17 protein-coding genes are annotated in these 14,867 nt (G+C 59.1%); 9 read left to right on the top strand and 8 right to left on the bottom strand.

Features of this window, described 5'->3' with window-relative positions:
* The first annotated feature begins 13 nt into the window (after positions 1-13).
* From PSEUDOMOFG3G_RS20805 to recX, 3 genes are all read left to right on the top strand, one after another.
* Positions 14-514: a CinA family protein gene (locus PSEUDOMOFG3G_RS20805; RefSeq protein ID WP_047230022.1), complete on the top strand. Its 501-nt coding sequence runs from the start codon at positions 14-16 to the stop codon at positions 512-514.
* Between the two features lie 83 nt (positions 515-597).
* Complete coding sequence (gene recA, locus PSEUDOMOFG3G_RS20800; RefSeq protein ID WP_047230023.1) at positions 598-1,650, top strand: recombinase RecA; 1,053 nt, start codon at positions 598-600, stop codon at positions 1,648-1,650.
* An 8-nt stretch (positions 1,651-1,658) separates the two neighbouring features.
* The gene (recX, locus tag PSEUDOMOFG3G_RS20795) at positions 1,659-2,126 is read left to right on the top strand and encodes a recombination regulator RecX (protein ID WP_107321595.1); all 468 of its coding nucleotides are present in this window, start codon (positions 1,659-1,661) and stop codon (positions 2,124-2,126) included.
* A gap of 46 nt (positions 2,127-2,172) precedes the next feature.
* Here recX and PSEUDOMOFG3G_RS20790 read toward each other — a convergent pair whose 3' ends face one another.
* Positions 2,173-3,291, bottom strand: coding sequence for a TIGR00730 family Rossman fold protein (locus PSEUDOMOFG3G_RS20790; protein ID WP_139051024.1), 1,119 nt, complete (start codon positions 3,289-3,291; stop codon positions 2,173-2,175).
* A gap of 450 nt (positions 3,292-3,741) precedes the next feature.
* Here PSEUDOMOFG3G_RS20790 and PSEUDOMOFG3G_RS20785 point away from each other — a divergent pair, with 450 nt between their 5' ends.
* On the top strand, positions 3,742-3,936 hold the full coding sequence (locus PSEUDOMOFG3G_RS20785) for a hypothetical protein (protein WP_139051023.1): 195 nt from the start codon (positions 3,742-3,744) through the stop codon (positions 3,934-3,936).
* Here PSEUDOMOFG3G_RS20785 and PSEUDOMOFG3G_RS20780 read toward each other — a convergent pair whose 3' ends face one another.
* Complete coding sequence (locus tag PSEUDOMOFG3G_RS20780) at positions 3,937-4,359, bottom strand: PA3611 family quorum-sensing-regulated virulence factor (RefSeq protein WP_047230027.1); 423 nt, start codon at positions 4,357-4,359, stop codon at positions 3,937-3,939. It lies immediately after the preceding gene.
* Positions 4,360-4,540: 181 nt separating this feature from the next.
* Between PSEUDOMOFG3G_RS20780 and PSEUDOMOFG3G_RS20775 the strand changes: the two genes are divergently transcribed.
* The 3 genes from PSEUDOMOFG3G_RS20775 to PSEUDOMOFG3G_RS20765 all read left to right on the top strand — a co-directional run bounded on the left by PSEUDOMOFG3G_RS20775 (position 4,541) and on the right by PSEUDOMOFG3G_RS20765 (position 6,594).
* The gene (locus PSEUDOMOFG3G_RS20775) at positions 4,541-5,284 is read left to right on the top strand and encodes a tRNA-uridine aminocarboxypropyltransferase (RefSeq protein WP_047230028.1); all 744 of its coding nucleotides are present in this window, start codon (positions 4,541-4,543) and stop codon (positions 5,282-5,284) included.
* 224 nt (positions 5,285-5,508) lie between these two features.
* Positions 5,509-6,162, top strand: coding sequence for a response regulator transcription factor ErdR (gene erdR / locus PSEUDOMOFG3G_RS20770; protein ID WP_047230029.1), 654 nt, complete (start codon positions 5,509-5,511; stop codon positions 6,160-6,162).
* 69 nt (positions 6,163-6,231) lie between these two features.
* Entirely contained in the window at positions 6,232-6,594 is a 363-nt protein-coding gene (locus PSEUDOMOFG3G_RS20765) for a diacylglycerol kinase (RefSeq protein ID WP_139051022.1), read from the top strand.
* Between the two features lie 11 nt (positions 6,595-6,605).
* Here the strand turns inward: PSEUDOMOFG3G_RS20765 and PSEUDOMOFG3G_RS20760 are convergent, their stop codons facing one another.
* On the bottom strand, positions 6,606-7,532 hold the full coding sequence (locus tag PSEUDOMOFG3G_RS20760) for a LysR family transcriptional regulator (protein ID WP_047230031.1): 927 nt from the start codon (positions 7,530-7,532) through the stop codon (positions 6,606-6,608).
* A 121-nt stretch (positions 7,533-7,653) separates the two neighbouring features.
* Between PSEUDOMOFG3G_RS20760 and fpr the strand changes: the two genes are divergently transcribed.
* Positions 7,654-8,433 carry a ferredoxin-NADP reductase gene (fpr, locus tag PSEUDOMOFG3G_RS20755; protein ID WP_003184787.1) on the top strand — a complete coding sequence of 260 codons (780 nt, stop codon included), beginning with the start codon at positions 7,654-7,656 and terminating at the stop codon, positions 8,431-8,433.
* Between the two features lie 206 nt (positions 8,434-8,639).
* Here fpr and tsaA read toward each other — a convergent pair whose 3' ends face one another.
* The 5 genes from tsaA to rimO all read right to left on the bottom strand — a co-directional run bounded on the left by tsaA (position 8,640) and on the right by rimO (position 12,689).
* Positions 8,640-9,338, bottom strand: a complete 699-nt coding sequence (gene tsaA / locus PSEUDOMOFG3G_RS20750; RefSeq protein WP_139051066.1) for a tRNA (N6-threonylcarbamoyladenosine(37)-N6)-methyltransferase TrmO — start codon at positions 9,336-9,338, stop codon at positions 8,640-8,642.
* Between the two features lie 71 nt (positions 9,339-9,409).
* On the bottom strand, positions 9,410-9,871 hold the full coding sequence (locus PSEUDOMOFG3G_RS20745; protein ID WP_092401030.1) for a DUF1456 family protein: 462 nt from the start codon (positions 9,869-9,871) through the stop codon (positions 9,410-9,412).
* Positions 9,872-9,933: 62 nt separating this feature from the next.
* The gene (locus PSEUDOMOFG3G_RS20740) at positions 9,934-10,644 is read right to left on the bottom strand and encodes an rRNA pseudouridine synthase (protein ID WP_047230034.1); all 711 of its coding nucleotides are present in this window, start codon (positions 10,642-10,644) and stop codon (positions 9,934-9,936) included.
* Between the two features lie 73 nt (positions 10,645-10,717).
* Positions 10,718-11,191 (bottom strand): GNAT family N-acetyltransferase, encoded by a 474-nt coding sequence (locus PSEUDOMOFG3G_RS20735; RefSeq protein ID WP_047230035.1) that lies wholly within the window; start codon positions 11,189-11,191, stop codon positions 10,718-10,720.
* 157 nt (positions 11,192-11,348) lie between these two features.
* On the bottom strand, positions 11,349-12,689 hold the full coding sequence (rimO, locus tag PSEUDOMOFG3G_RS20730) for a 30S ribosomal protein S12 methylthiotransferase RimO (protein ID WP_047230036.1): 1,341 nt from the start codon (positions 12,687-12,689) through the stop codon (positions 11,349-11,351).
* A 334-nt stretch (positions 12,690-13,023) separates the two neighbouring features.
* On the opposite strand from rimO, the gene PSEUDOMOFG3G_RS20725 reads away from it, so the two are divergent.
* Entirely contained in the window at positions 13,024-14,865 is a 1,842-nt protein-coding gene (locus tag PSEUDOMOFG3G_RS20725; RefSeq protein ID WP_370695188.1) for a potassium transporter Kup, read from the top strand.
* Positions 14,866-14,867: the final 2 nt, after the last annotated feature.

Here is a 14,867-nt window from a genome sequence, read left to right as displayed (position 1 = left end):
TCAGGAGAGCATCATGGACGACATTACCGAATTGGCCGCTGAACTGGGCCGACGCCTGCAGCGGGTCAATGCCCATGTGAGCACGGCCGAATCCTGTACCGGAGGCGGGATTGCCGAGGCGATTACCCGCATTCCCGGGAGTTCGGCGTGGTTCGAGGCGGGTTATGTCACCTATTCCAACCGCCAGAAGACTCAGCAGCTGGGTGTGCCGGCCGAGCTGTTCGCAACGGTGGGGGCGGTCAGTCGCGAGGTGGTCGAGGCAATGGTGCGGGGCGCGCAGCAAAAAAGTCTGGCGCGTTTTGCCGTGGCGGTCAGCGGCGTGGCCGGCCCCGATGGTGGTACGCCGAACAAACCAGTGGGCACTGTATGGCTGGCCTGGGGCGTTGGCGAGACGGTCATCAGTGAGCAGCGATTCTTCCCGGGTAACCGCGACGAGGTCCGCCGACAAACGGTGAAGGCCGCGCTAGAGGGGCTGTTGCAACATGCCGCTGTAGAAATCTCAAATCAGGGGTAGGCGATCCTCAATCGCTGTGGAATAATACTGGCTACTTATACAGGTGTTGGCCGTCAGGCCTTATTGATTACGTGAGGACTTTAATGGACGACAACAAGAAGAAAGCCTTGGCTGCGGCCTTGGGTCAGATCGAACGTCAATTCGGCAAGGGTGCCGTAATGCGTATGGGCGATCAGGACCGTCAGGCTATTCCTTCCATCTCCACCGGCTCCCTGGGCCTGGACATTGCGCTTGGCATCGGCGGCCTGCCAAAAGGCCGTATCGTTGAAATCTATGGTCCTGAATCTTCCGGTAAAACCACGCTGACCCTGTCCGTGATCGCCCAGGCTCAAAAAGCCGGTGCGACCTGCGCCTTCGTCGATGCCGAACACGCCCTGGACCCGGAATATGCCGGCAAGTTGGGCGTTAACGTCGATGACCTGCTGGTTTCCCAGCCGGACACCGGTGAGCAGGCCCTGGAAATCACCGACATGCTGGTGCGTTCCAATGCCGTTGACGTGATCATCGTCGACTCCGTGGCTGCACTGGTACCAAAAGCGGAAATCGAAGGTGAAATGGGCGACATGCACGTGGGCCTCCAGGCTCGTCTGATGTCCCAGGCCCTGCGCAAGATCACCGGTAACATCAAGAACGCCAACTGCCTGGTGATCTTCATCAACCAGATCCGCATGAAGATCGGCGTGATGTTCGGCAGCCCGGAAACCACCACCGGTGGTAACGCGCTGAAGTTCTACGCTTCGGTTCGTCTGGATATCCGCCGCACTGGCGCCGTGAAAGAAGGCGATGAGGTTGTCGGCAGTGAAACCCGCGTCAAGGTTGTGAAGAACAAGGTCGCTTCGCCGTTCCGTCAGGCGGAGTTCCAGATTCTTTACGGCAAGGGTATCTACCTTAATGGCGAGATGATCGACCTGGGTGTGTTGCACGGTTTTGTCGAAAAATCCGGCGCCTGGTATGCCTACAACGGCACCAAGATCGGTCAGGGCAAGGCCAACTCGGCCAAGTTCCTGGCGGATAACCCGGAAATTGCAGCAACCCTCGAGAAGCAACTGCGTGACAAGCTTCTGAGCCCAGTTGCGGACGTCAAGTCGGTGGCTAACCGCGAGACTGCAGACGACCTGGCTGACGCTGACATCTGATCGATTCGATGACCGTCGTACTCGATAACCTCGTCGCGGTGCGGCGAACCGCGATGGACCTGCTCGCCAGGCGCGAGCACGGTCGAGTCGAGCTGACGCGTAAGCTGCGTCAGCGCGGCGCTCCAGATGAGTTGATCGACACGGCCCTCGACCGTTTGACGGAAGAGGGCTTGTTGTCGGAGTCTCGTTACCTTGAGAGCTTTGTCTCTTATCGCGCTCGCTCTGGATACGGCCCCTTGCGAATTCGTGAGGAACTCGGTCAGCGTGGCTTGCAGCGCCCGGATATCGAACTGGCCTTGCGCGAAAGCGGTATCGATTGGCAGGCGCAACTGATGGACACTTGGCGCCGCAAGTTCTCAGGGCATCTGCCCATCGATGCTAGGGAGCGAGCCAAGCAAGGACGTTTCCTGGCATATCGAGGATATTCCATGGAAATGATCAACCGTTTATTCAGCGGTCGCGGCATGGACGACTAAACAACAATGGCCCGCTATTTTGATAGCGGGCCGTTTTTTTATGGACTCAGGTCACCTTGATCGGCTCCCAGGTGAGGGGTTGGGCCTTGGTGGCGGGCTGGGCCCAGTTTTCCGACAGGTTGATGTAATCCACCAGTTCCCTCAAACGACCGTGATCGCGGGCATTGAAGGTAAAGGCCAGTCGGGTCAGATGGCTGAAACGGGCCTCGTCGTGTTCCTCGCCGGCGTAGGCGTGTTGATGAAAACAATCGTTGAGGCACAGGTCGGCAAACTCCGCCTGCAAATGCCCAAGGGCCTGCTCGTTCAGCTTGTGATTCATACGGATCACGAATTGATGTTTGAGCCAGCGGCTGGAGTGGAAGTTGCTGTAAAACTGATTGATCTCCTCTACTGCCTCTTGAGCGCTGTACACCAGGCGCATCAACTTCATATCGGTGGGCAGGATGTAGCGGTTTTCTTCCAGTTGCTCACGGATGAAGTGCAGGGCGCCTTGCCAGAACTTGCCTCCCGGTACATCCAGCAGCACCACCGGCACCAGCGGGCTTTTACCGGTTTGCACCAACGTCAGGACTTCCAACGCTTCATCGAGGGTGCCGAAACCGCCCGGGCAGAGCACCAGTGCGTCGGCCTCTTTGACGAAGAACAGCTTCCGGGTGAAGAAAAAGTGGAACGGCAGCAGATTCTGCGTGCCGTCAACGGTCGGATTCGCATGCTGTTCGAAAGGCAAGGTGATGTTGAAACCCAGGCTGTGGTCCCGGCCAGCGCCTTCATGGGCGGCCGCCATGATGCCACCGCCGGCGCCAGTGATGACCATCATGTCCGAGCGTGCCAACTCCGCCCCCAGTTCCCGGGCCAGGCCGTACAGCGGATGTTCGATGGGCGTTCGGGCCGAACCGAAGACCGTGACCTTGCGTCGGCCCTTGAATTGTTCGAGCGTGCGAAAAGCGTGCTCCAGTTCTCGCAAGGCCTGCAGCGTGATCTTGGCATTCCAGCGGTTGTGATCTTCCTGGGCCATGCGCAGGACGGTCAGGATCATGTCTCGGTAGATGGGGAGGTTCGGGCTGTTGGGGGAGACCAGGTTGAGTTGCTCTTCGACCTTGCGGGTGAGGTCGTGTCCATGGTTCTCAAAATGACGACTCAGCAAGTCATTCGGTTTGTAAGGCATTCAGCTTCTCCTTCTTGGCAAAACCCCAGCCCGAACGAGAGATTCGTCAGGGCCACGACACTCCGTGTGTCGTTGTCAGCCCAGGACCGTGCCTGGACGTTCGACCTGGTTCGACGCGGCGTGCGACAGGCGACCAAGCCATCCTGCGGGTTCTGCGTTTCCCTTGTATGAAAGAACTGTCACGCGCAAAGGTGTCGGTAGGGCAGCCTCGTTCTGCCTTAAGCAAAGAGATACTTTTGAATCTAGTCCCTCGCGCGGATCTTCGCTGTCTTGATCATGGCGCTCAAAAAATATCGTTGGCAACCGCTCAAATGTCATGCCGCTCGTCAGATTGCCAACTAGGTGCGTGCCGCTCTGATTAACTGATTAGCAAGCATTCAATGCTATGGCGCGTCCAGGACTGGACGCTGCGCGATGGATTGAAGTGGATCGGGCATGGAGGCGGGACTGATGACCAGAGTAACTTTGGAGCTCGACAAGCAGTTGTACCAGACGCTGTTGGAAGCGGCTCATGCTAATCGGGTAAGCCTCGAGGAGGAGTGCTGTCGCCGGTTGGAAGGCCGAGCATGGCGCTCGCGCTACCTGCAGGCGCTGGTGGCGGAACTGCGCGCCGACGATGAGCAGCGGCGCGCCAGTTCGGGTTGATTATTTTTTGGTCTTGGCCGGTTTCGGGCAGTCGGATTCCTGGAAGCGCTCAGTCGCAATGGGGCGATTGGTCTTAACTTCGGTGAACTCGTAGCGCATGGTCGCGCCCTGGGCCATCAATTTGCGCAAGCCTGGGTTGGTACACACGGTGGCACCTAGCTGGAAATAGACGGCCTTGGGGTCGGCCCGCATTTTCTGGGCGTGGCTGCTTTGCACGCTCAGATGATTGATCAGCTCAGTGCCTTCTACGGTGTAGCCCTGGTCGAGAATGTCCTCGTTGATTGCCCGGGGCGTGCCGGCGCTGCTTTGCGCGGCTACATTGCGCAGCATCTTGTTCAGTTCGAGTTCTTTCAGCGAAGCGGCCTGTGCGGTGACGGACGTCGCCAGTAGCACGGCAACGGTGGGGACGATAAGGCGCAGCATGAAACTCTCCTGGTTCAGTGACTGGTGGTTCGACCGGTCACATGGCTGTGCGTTCAGTGGTGGCGAATTATAGGGTAGGCCGGGTGGACGGTACAGGTTTGCGCGCTCTGGTAGACTGCCGGCCTTTATCCTGCCGAGTCTTGTTCGTGTCGATTTTCCCTGCCTGTCGGCGTCGCCTGCGATGAACCATGCCCCTAACGCCGTAGCCCGTCTGCGCGACCTGCGCATCGATGAAGGTATCAAGCCGATTCAGGCCCGTGGCTGGCGCGCGCCCCGTTGCAGCGCCTGCCGGGTGATCGAGAGCCATTGCCTGTGCGCCTGGCGTCCGAGCGTCGAGGCTCGTTCGGGTGTCTGCCTGATCATGACCAACAAGGAAGTGTTCAAGCCGAGCAACACGGGTTGGCTGATTGCTGACGTAGTGCGCGACAATCACGCGTTCATCTGGTCACGCACCGACGTCGACGAACAACTGCTGGCGCTGCTCAACGACCCGCAATGGCAGCCATATCTGGTGTTTCCCGGTGAGTATGTCGAACCATCGCGGGTCACACATACCGTCAACCTCGATCAGGGCAAGCGTCCGTTGTTCATTCTGCTGGATGCGACCTGGACCGAGGCGCGCAAGATTTTCCGTAAAAGCCCGTATTTCGACCGTTTGCCGATTCTGAGCCTGCTGCCCGACAGGCTGTCGCGCTACCGCTTGCGCCGCTCGACTCGCAGCGAGCATCTGTGCACCGCCGAAGTGGCGGCGTTATGTCTGGAACTGGCTGGGGACAGTGACGCTGCCTCGGCCCTGGATGCCTATTTCGATGTGTTCAGCCAGCATTACCTGGGTGCCAAACGACAGCAGGAGATGGATGTGTCCACTGCGGCCCACGCTGAGTTGCAGCCCTTTATTCGTACGGCGCAGCCAGTGTTGGCTTAATAGTGGCCCATACTGAACACGGTAGCGGCCGTGCTGCTTGACCACCCCGGTTTCGCTGGGCATGCTTGGCGCCGATTAGGGTACGGCCAAGGTTTGAAACGCCGTGTTTTTACGTGTTGGCGTTGAACGTACCCCTTTGATGCCGCGGCATGTCGGTATCTTGAGTTGCTTGGGCAAGGCGTGAGTGCATCAGGCCTGCCATTAAAAACAGGATCATTTGAAAAATGGCCACATACGAAATCCTGATAGCCGATGACCATCCGCTCTTTCGCAGCGCGTTACATCAGGCGGTGACCATGGGGCTGGGCCCCGATGTCCGACTCACGGAAGTGGCCAGTATTGCGGAACTGGAGGCCCGGCTGACTGAAAAGGCCGATTGGGATCTTGTGCTGCTGGATCTGAACATGCCGGGCGCTTATGGTTTTTCCGGGCTGGTCTTGCTGCGCGGCCAATACCCGCAAATTCCTGTGGTGATGGTATCGGCCCAGGAAGAAGCTTCGGTGATGGTCAAGGCCCGGGAGTTCGGCGCCAGTGGCTTCATTCCTAAATCCAGTTCCCTTGAGATGATCCAGGTAGCCGTCAAGGCGGTCCTGGATGGCGATGTGTCCTGGCCTCCCCAGGCATTCGAAGCAGTGAGCGTATCCGACGAAGCCAAGGCCGCCAGCGAAGGGCTGGCCAGCCTCACTCCGCAGCAGTTCCGCGTGTTGACCATGGTGTGTGAAGGTCTGCTGAACAAGCAGATTGCCTATGAGTTGAACGTGTCCGAAGCCACCATCAAGGCCCATGTCACTGCAATCTTTCGTAAACTGAATGTGCGCACCCGGACCCAGGCGGCCTTGCTGCTGCAGCAACTTGAGTCCATTTCACCGCAATCGTAGCGTTTTGTTCACGCTTTTTTGACCGGGTTTGAATTAGCTTCTCCACCCCTTTTGATCAGTTGCCCACTTATGTCGCCTTTTAAAGGCCAAACCGGCCTGAAACGCATCCTCAACGCCTCCGGCTATTCTCTGGACGGCCTGCGCGCGGCCTTCGTTGGTGAAGCCGCGTTTCGTCAGTTGGTCTTGCTCAACGTCATCCTGATTCCGTTGTCGTTCTTCCTGAATGTCAGCCGTGTCGAGCAGGCGCTGCTGATTGCGGTCTGCCTGCTGGCATTGATCGTGGAGTTGCTCAACTCGGCGGTGGAGGCGGCCATCGACCGCATTTCCCTGGAGCTGCACCCGTTGTCGAAAAATGCCAAGGACATGGGCAGTGCCGCTCAGTTCGTTGCTTTGAGCATGATTGCCTTGGTGTGGGGCCTGATTTTGCTCTAGTGCCCCGGCGCTCAGGCAATGGGGGGCAGGACGATTTCGTCGCTGCGCTGCACGCCAGCGGTGAATGCCCGGCACAGTTCGAGGAATTCGCGCATGGCCGACGTCTGGTATTTTTGTTTGTGCCAGATGAAATAAAACTGCCGGGCCAGGTCCATGTCCGGGGTTTCCACGGCTACGAGACTGCCGCGCCGGAAGGCATCACGCAGGGCCAGGCGTGAAATGCAGCCAATCCCCAGGCCCGATTCCACGGCTCGCTTGATGGCTTCGGTGTGTTCCAGTTCCAGACGCACGTTCAGCGCACTGCGATGGTGACGCATGGCCTGGTCGAAGGTCAGGCGGGTGCCGGAACCTTGCTCCCGCAGAATCCACGCCTCATGGGTCAGTTCCTCCATGGTCGCCTGGCCGCGTTTGGCCAGCGGATGTTGAGGGGCGCAAAACACCACCAGTTCATCCTCGACCCAGCTCTGGACCTCGATGTCCGGATGGCTGCAGTCGCCTTCGATTAGACCCAGATCAATTTCATAGTGAGCAACCTGGTGCACGATATTGGCAGTGTTTTGCACATGCAGCTTCACCTGGCTTTCCGGATGACGCTGCATGAAACTGCCGATCAGCAAGGTCGCCAGGTAATTGCCGATGGTCAGGGTGGCGCCGACCGCCAGTGAGCCGAAACCGGACTTGCCGTTGAGCAGGTCTTCGATCTCCTTGGATTGGTCCAGCAGCGCCACCGCCTGGGGCAGCAGTTGTTTGCCCAAGGCATTGAGACTCAGGCGTTTGCCGGCGCGGTCGAACAATTGGCAGCTGGACTGGCGCTCCAGTTCGGTGATGGAGGTGCTGGCCGCCGACTGCGAAAGATTGAGCAGGCCCGCGGCACGGGACACGCTCTCTTGCTGGGCGACGGCGACGAAGACTTGAAGTTGACGTAGAGTAAATCGCATATCGATATAACCGATAACCCTTATCTTAATAATTCATTTAACAGATATTGTCGCCGCCATTAGAATGCGATGCAATTGCGCAAATTAACGACGCAGGCATCATTCCCAGGAGTCCCCGTACATGAGCAACATGAACCACGAGCGTGTCCTCAGTGTTCATCACTGGAACGACACTCTGTTCAGCTTCAAGTGCACCCGTGATCCGGGCCTGCGCTTCGAGAACGGTCAGTTCGTGATGATCGGCCTGCAGCAGCCCAACGGCCGCCCGCTTATGCGCGCTTACTCGATCGCCAGTCCGAACTGGGAAGAGCATCTCGAATTTTTCAGCATCAAGGTGCCTGACGGCCCGTTGACTTCCCAGTTGCAGCATCTGAAGGAAGGCGACGAGATCATCATCAGCAAGAAGCCCACCGGCACCCTGGTGCTGGACGATCTCAAGCCTGGCAAGCATTTGTACCTGCTGAGCACCGGCACTGGGCTGGCGCCATTCATGAGCGTGATCCAGGATCCGGAAACCTACGAGCGTTTCGAAAAAGTGATCCTGTGCCACGGCGTACGGTACGTCAATGAAGTTGCCTACCGCGAGTTCATTACCGAACACCTGCCGCAGAACGAATTCTTCGGCGAAGCGCTGCGTGACAAACTGATCTACTACCCGACCGTTACTCGCGAACCATTCGAGAACGAAGGCCGCCTGACCGACCTGATGCGCAGCGGCAAGCTGTTCCGCGACATCGGCCTGCCGCCGATCAACCCGCAGGACGACCGCGCCATGCTGTGCGGTAGCCCGAGCATGCTCGACGAGACCAGCGAAGTGCTCAACAGTTTCGGCCTGACTGTTTCGCCACGCATGCGTGAGCCGGGTGATTACCTGATCGAGCGGGCGTTTGTAGAGAAGTAAACCTCGGTTTATGCGGTGTTGATCGATCGCCATCGCGAGCAGGCTCGCTCCCACAATGGAATATGTGGGAACACAAATCTTGTGGCCACTGAAGTTCAAAGGTGGGAGCGAGCCTGCTCGCGATAGCCGCAACCCGGTCTGCAGTTACCCATGAAAAAGCCCGCGCTACCTGAAGAAGGCAGCGCGGGCTTTTTCGTTTCTGGCGGTTACGATTTCGCCGGAATCACTTCCAGCACCTTGATCACCCCGGGCTGCGGATAATGCCAACGCACATCCAGATCCCAGAACTGCGCACCATATTCCCGTTCGGGCGTGGGAATCTGGTACGCCGGACGTGGGTCTTGGGCCAGGCACTGTTCGATCAGCTCCACCAGGGGTTCTTCCAGGCGCTTGGCGTGGTCGCGGGCCTGATGCAGGGCAGAGCTGGCCCATCGCACCGCAATCAGCTCAGGCGCTGCGCTGGCGATGTTGTTGTGCGCCGAGCCGATGATGTCTGCGTAGGGCACGTAGGGTTTGATATCCAGCACTGGGGTGCCGTCCAGCAAGTCGATGCCCGAGATCCACAGGCGCCCGGCTTCGACCCGCTCCAGTTTCACCACCGACTGGCCGATGCCGTTGGGGCGATGGGTGGCGCGAGTGGCGAACACCCCCATGGACTTATTGCCGCCCAGACGCGGCGGGCGCACTTTCAGCCGTGGCTTGTCTTCCAGGGCCTGGTGGAACAGAAACAGCAGCCAGACATGGCTGACCTGCTCCAGGCCCTGCACCGCATCGCCCTGATCGAATGGCGCCACCAACTCCAGCACACCGCGCGCGGCCGGGGCCAGTTGCGGTTGACGGGGAATGGCGAACTTCTCCTTGAAGCAGGAGCGGACGTAGCCGATGGGGGAGACGTTGTAGGCCATTTCAAGAGCTTCAAGTTGCAAGCTGCAAGCTGCAAGTTATGAACTTGTCGCTTGAAGCTTTTAGCGGTTGTTTAAGCTCTGACGCGCAGCGTCAGCCCCTTGAGGAAGTTGCGCAGTAACTGGTCACCGCACGGGCGGTAGTTGGTGTGGCCGAACTTGCGGAACAATGCGCTCAGTTCCGGCTTGGACACCGGGAACTCCGCGGCCTTGAGGATGGCGTGCATGTCGTCTTCCTTCAGTTCGAAGGCCACCCGCAGCTTCTTGAGGATGATGTTGTTGGTGACCGGCACTTCGATTGGCTGCGGTGGACGGCTTTCGTCCTTGCCGCGCTTGAAGATCACCAGGCCGTCGAGAAAATGCGCCATGACTTCGTCAGGGCAGAACACGAAGCCTTCTTCCTCGTCTTTCTTGAGGTAACCCACCAGATCCGCCATGGGCACTTCCAGGCCACCCAGCTTGATGATCTCGATGACTTTCTTGTCGCTGATGTCGAGCATGTAGCGCACGCTGCGAAGTACGTCGTTGTGAACCATGTGTGCAATCCTGATCAATCGGCAGTGGGCACCGCAGCTCGGTGCGGCGCCGGAAAAAGAAACTAGAACTTCTCTTTGGTGGACAGGTAACGCCACTGGCCCAAGGGCACCTTACCGATGGACACGCCGCCAATGCGGATGCGCCGAATGGCCACCACCTTGAGGCCGACCGCCTGGCAAAACAGCGCGATCACCCCCGGTTGCGGGTTCTTCATGGCAAAGCGCAAGCGGTTCTCGTTCTGCCAACTGGCCTTGACCGCCGGCAACTCCTTGCCTTTGTAGGTCAGGCCATGGTTCAGGCGATTGAGGCCATGGGCGACCATTTCGCCTTCGACTTCCACCACGTACTCCTGCTCGATCTTGGCGGCGTCGGCGGTGAGCTTGCGCAGAATCTTCCAGTCCTGGGTGAACACCAGCAACCCACTGGCGTTGGCCTGCAGGTCGGCACTGGCGGTCAGGCGCAGAAAGTGGCCCTTGAGGGGGCGCTTGCCGAAGCGGTGTTCTTCGCTCAGGGTCTGTGGTCCAAGGGACGCCATCGCCGTGTCTGCATCCATGCCCGCCGGGGCGTTCAACAGGAGGGTGACCGGCTCTGGCGCGGTGGCCTTGGCCTCGGGGTCGAGTTCGACTTTCTGGGTAGTGACCTTGAACTGCGGTTCGTCGATCACTTCGCCGTCCACGGTGACCCAGCCGCCCTCGATGAACAGCTCAGCCTCCCGACGGGAACAGCCGACGAGTTCGATGAGGCGTTTGGAGAGACGAATCGGGTCAGTCATGACAGGGCCGTAACAAAAAGAGGGTGGGCATTGTACCTGCCTGGCGCCGGTTAATCGCGGGTCCATTTGCCTTTTAGCCGCGTTGGACCTTCAGGTCGGGCTGTTTGTAGCGCATGTGCAGCAACGGGTACGGCTGGTTCATGCCGTCCTTTGCCGAACGGCCGACCACTTCGAAGCCTTGCTTGAGGTAAAAACCCAAGGCTTGCGGGTTCTGTTCGTTGACATCCAGCTGATCGGCGTTCATGTGCTCCATGGCATAACGCAACAGCTGTTTGCCCAGGCCCTGGCCACGGTGTTGCGGGTCGATGAAAAGCATCTCGATCTTGCCGGCTGCGACGCCGGCGAAACCGGTAATGCGCTGGCGAGTGTCCCGGGTGCAGATGAGCATGACCGCGTCCAGATAACGGGTGAGCACCAGGTTCTTCAACAGTTCGATGTAGCTGTCCGGCAGAAAATCGTGGGTGGCGCGTACCGAGGCCTCCCAGACCCGGGTCAGTTCCTGATAGTCGCTGGATTTCGGTGTGTGGATGACCGAATGCTGACGCATGCCCGCCTGCTCCTTGTGCTGGATATCTCCATACGATAGCTGCAAAAAAGCCTCGCATCTTGTGAGGATGGCGAGGCTCTTCAATTTTTCGGCCTGTAAAAGAACCTGTGGGAGCTCGGCTCCCACAGGTATCACATTGAGTCTGTGAAGAAGCAGATCAACCGATCTGTTCAGCCCACAGATCGTATTCGTCAGCGTCGGTCACCTTGCACCAGACCTTGTCGCCCGGCTTGAGATTGCTGCCGTTGTCGATGAATACGTTGCCATCGATTTCCGGGGCGTCGAAGAAGCAGCGGCCCACGGCGCCTTGTTCATCCACTTCATCCACCAGTACTTCGATTTCACGGCCGATGCGCATTTGCAGGCGCGCCGAGCTGATGGCCTGCTGGTGCGCCATGAAACGCTCCCAACGATCCTGCTTGACCTCGTCCGGCACCACATCCAGGTCCAGGTCGTTGGCCGGTGCGCCTTCGACGGGCGAATACTGGAAGCAACCGACGCGGTCGAGCTGGGCTTCGGTCAGCCAATCCAGCAGGTACTGGAAGTCTTCCTCGGTTTCGCCAGGGAAGCCGACGATGAAGGTCGAGCGAATGATCAGGTCCGGGCAGATCTGGCGCCAGTTCTTGATGCGGGCCAGGGTCTTGTCTTCGAAAGCCGGGCGCTTCATGGCCTTGAGGACTTTCGGGCTGGCGTGCTGGAACGGGATGTCCAGGTACGGCAGGATCTTGCCGGCGGCCATCAGCGGGATCAGTTCGTCGACATGCGGATACGGGTAGACGTAATGCAGGCGGACCCACACGCCGAGGGTGCTGAGGGCTTCGCACAGTTCGGTCATGCGGGTTTTCACCGGCGCGCCGTTCCAGAAGCCAGTGCGGTATTTCACGTCGACGCCATAAGCGCTGGTGTCCTGGGAGATCACCAGCAGCTCTTTGACGCCGGCCTTGACCAGGCGCTGGGCCTCATCGAGCACATCACCCACCGGGCGGCTTACCAGTTTGCCGCGCATCGAGGGGATGATGCAGAAGCTGCAACTGTGGTTGCAGCCTTCGGAAATCTTCAGGTAAGCGTAGTGGCGCGGGGTCAGCTTGATGCCTTGCGGCGGCACCAGGTCGATCAGCGGGTTGTGGTCCTGGCGGGGCGGCACTACGTCGTGCACGGCATTGACGACCTGCTCGTACTGCTGCGGACCGGTCACGGCCAGCACGCTGGGGTGCACGTCGCGGATATTGCCTTCTTCCACACCCATGCAGCCGGTCACGATGACCTTGCCGTTTTCCTTGATGGCTTCGCCGATCACTTCCAGGGACTCGGCCTTGGCCGAATCGATGAAGCCGCAGGTGTTGACCACTACCACGTCGGCGTCCTGGTACGTGGATACGACGTCATAACCTTCCATGCGCAGCTGGGTCAGGATGCGCTCGGAGTCGACCAGAGCCTTCGGGCAACCCAGGGATACGAAGCCAACCTTGGGGTTGGCCGGCGCGGTAGTGGTGGACATGTCTAACCTCGGTGTAGGGGAGATCGTCTCTTGTGGAGACAGGACGCTTGACGCGCCTCTGATCAAAAAGTGCGCAATTCTAGCGGTGCTGGAAGCGCTTGACCAGCTTTATACGGGGAAAAACGACGAGTGCTGCGCTATGCTTCGCGCCGTCCAGCGCAACTGAATCTCTACAGTCAATCATTTGTCTGTAACAGGAAGTAAGGTGGCCTGGACGCAAGGTCAATCAGGGTGCTTCTTTCCAGCAGCGCGGATCAGGTAGTGGGAGTGTTGGATGGAGCAGGCAGAGAGTCAGGTGTCGGGTGCCGGGCATGCAGCGGCCAGGCCCGTGGGAATGTTGGTGGCCGCCGCGGGGGTGGTCTATGGCGACATCGGCACCAGTCCCTTGTACACCATCAAGGAAGTGTTTTCCGGTCAATATGGTGTGCAGGTCAACCATGACGGAGTGTTCGGGATTCTGGCGCTGATCTTCTGGTCGCTGGTCTGGGTCGTCTCGATCAAATACGTGCTGTTTATCCTGCGCGCCGACAACCAGGGCGAAGGCGGCATCATGTCGTTGACCGCGCTGGCCCGGCGGGCGTCCACCCCTTATCCCCGGTTGCGTTCGGTGCTGGTGATTCTCGGGCTGATCGGCGCCTCGTTGTTTTACGGTGACAGCATGATCACCCCGGCCATTTCCGTATTGTCGGCCGTGGAGGGTCTGGAAGTGGCCTTTGATGGGCTGGATCACTGGGTTGTGCCGATGGCGCTGGTGATTCTGGTGGCGCTTTTCCTGATTCAGAAACACGGGACCGATCGGATCGGTAAATTGTTCGGGCCGGTCATGGTGCTGTGGTTCGTGGTCCTTGGCGGCCTGGGCATTCATGGCATTGTCCAGCATCCGCAGGTGCTCGAGGCGTTGAACCCGGCCTGGGGCGTGCGCTTTTTCATGGTGCATCCGGGGGTTGGCGTTGCGATCCTGGGGGCCGTGGTACTGGCCTTGACCGGCGCCGAAGCCTTGTATGCGGACATGGGGCATTTCGGCCGCAAACCGATTGCCCGGGCCTGGTTCGTCCTGGTGTTGCCAGGACTGGTGCTCAACTATTTCGGTCAGGGCGCCTTGCTGTTGGAGAACCCGGAGGCCGCTCGTAACCCGTTTTATCTGTTGGCCCCAGGCTGGGCGCTGGTGCCGCTGGTGGTGCTCTCGACCTTCGCCACGGTGATCGCATCCCAAGCGGTGATTTCCGGCGCGTTTTCCCTCACACGCCAAGCCATCCAGCTCGGCTATATCCCGCGCATGTACATCCAGCACACCTCCAGCGCCGAACAAGGGCAGATCTACATTGGCGCGGTGAACTGGGCGTTGATGGTTGGCGTGATCCTGCTGGTGCTTGGCTTCGAGTCGTCCGGCGCGTTGGCCTCTGCCTATGGCGTGGCAGTGACCGGCACCATGCTGATCACCAGCATCCTGGTGTCGGCGGTGGCGTTGCTGCTGTGGAAATGGCCACCTCTGCTGACGGTGCCGTTGCTGGTCGGTTTTCTATTGGTGGACGGCCTGTTCTTTGCCGCCAATGTCCCGAAAATCCTGCAGGGTGGCGCATTTCCGGTGTTGGCGGGGATCGTGTTGTTCATTCTGATGACCACGTGGAAGCGCGGGAAGGAACTGTTGGTAGATCGGTTGGATGAAGGCGCTCTGCCGTTGCCGGTATTTATCAGCAGCATCCGTGTCGAACCTCCCCATCGGGTCAAGGGCACGGCGGTTTTCCTCACTGCCCGCCCGGATGCCGTGCCTCACGCGCTGCTCCATAACCTGTTGCACAACCAGGTGCTGCACGAGCAAGTGGTGCTGCTGACGGTGGTGTACGAAGACATCCCCCGGGTGCCGCCGCAACGGCGCTTCGAGGTGGATTCCTACGGCGAAGGTTTTTTCCGGGTGATCCTGCACTTTGGTTTCACTGACGAACCGGACGTGCCACAGGCGCTCAGGCTGTGTCATCTGGATGAGCTGGACTTCAGCCCGATGCGCACTACCTATTTCCTCAGCCGCGAGACGGTCATCGCTTCCAAGCTTGAAAGCATGGCCCGTTGGCGCGAAGTGCTATTCGCCTTCATGCTGAAAAACGCCAACGGCAATTTGCGCTTTTTCAATTTGCCGCTGAACCGGGTGATTGAACTGGGGACCCAGGTGGAAATGTAGCC

The organism is Pseudomonas sp. FG-3G (genome assembly GCF_901007645.1).
GTDB lineage: Bacteria > Pseudomonadota > Gammaproteobacteria > Pseudomonadales > Pseudomonadaceae > Aquipseudomonas > Aquipseudomonas rhizophila.
Note: the sequence above shows the minus strand (reverse complement) of the source record. Positions and strands in the feature narration are given on the sequence as shown.